Source organism: Pseudomonas sp. KB_12, assembly GCF_052114545.1.
Lineage (GTDB): Bacteria > Pseudomonadota > Gammaproteobacteria > Pseudomonadales > Pseudomonadaceae > Aquipseudomonas > Aquipseudomonas brassicacearum.
Window position 1 is genome coordinate 1 of sequence record NZ_JBFREY010000087.1, and the last position, 899, is coordinate 899.

1 protein-coding gene is annotated in these 899 nt (G+C 61.9%); it reads left to right on the plus strand.

The window, feature by feature from the left end; all coding sequences use genetic code 11:
• Positions 1-899: immunoglobulin-like domain-containing protein (locus AB4Z20_RS27970; RefSeq protein ID WP_442091226.1), on the plus strand; the 899-nt coding region annotated here is incomplete at both ends.

Sequence of the window (899 nt, forward strand, 5' to 3'; positions counted from 1 at the left end):
GGCGGCACCGTGGTTTACACCGCTTCGGTCAATGCACCCGTGACCGAAGCCCCGTTAGTTATCACCCTGTCGAACGGCCAGACCATCACCATCCCAGTCGGCGCCAGCTCCGCTTCGGTAAACTTCGTTACGCCAAACGACGCCCTCGCTGGCGGCGACAACCTGAGCGTGAAGATCGACGACGCCCAGGGCGGCAACTACGAAAAACTGGACATCGACGGCAAGCCTGCCGACACCACCGTCACGGACACTCAGGACACCACTGGCCTGACACTCTCGGCAACTGACACTGTGGCCGAAGGCGGCTCGATCGTTTACACCGCAACATTGACCAACGCCGCCGGCTCGCCAGTGACTGTCACCCTGAGCAACGGCGCGGTGATCAACATCGCAGCAGGCGCCACCACCGGCACCGTGACCGTCGACGCACCAAAAGACGATGTCTACAAAGACGCCGGCAAAGTCGAAGTCAGCATCGACAACGCCACTGGCGGCAACTTCGAGAACCTGGTTCCGAGCACCACCCCAGCGGTGACTGACGTTACAGACACCATCGACACGTCGACTGTCAGCCTGACCGCAACGTCCACCGTCGCGGAAGGYGGSACCGTGGTGTACACCGCCTCGGTCAATGCACCGGTCACTGATGCCCCGCTCGTCGTGACGTTGAGCAACGGCCAGACCATCACCATTCCGGTTGGCGCCAGCAGCGGCACCGTGAACTTCGTGACACCAAACGACGCCCTCGCGGGCGGCGATAACCTGAGCGTGAAGATTGATGACGCCAAGGGCGGCAACTACGAAAAACTGGACATCGACGGCAAGCCTGCCGACACCATCGTCACAGACACCCAGGACACCACTGGCCTGACGCTCTCGGCAACTGACACTGTCGCCGA